Raw genomic sequence first — 235 nt, forward strand, 5'->3', positions numbered from 1 at the left:
GGCGATAGCCGCGCGGCAGGCCGTCGGCCAGCAGCGGCGTGATGCCGGCCCAGGTCGATTGCAGCCACTGCGGCTGATGCCCCTGGCGCAGCAGGGTCGCCAGCAGGTCCGGCTGGCCCAGCCATACCGGGCAATCGGCGGCCAGGCGCGAGAGTTCGGCCGAGTCGCCGCTGGTCAGTACCTCAAGGTCCGGCGCGGCGTCGCGCAGCAGTTGGGCGTAGAGCGGGTGATCCTG

At 72.8% G+C, this 235-nt stretch carries 1 protein-coding gene; it reads right to left on the reverse strand.

Annotated features, from left to right (window positions below; genetic code table 11):
* Window positions 1-235 (reverse strand): Rossmann-fold NAD(P)-binding domain-containing protein (locus AC0608_RS13895; protein ID WP_478289494.1); only part of this gene is annotated, 235 nt, incomplete at both ends.

This window comes from Flavobacterium sp. GNP008 (genome assembly GCF_056428965.1).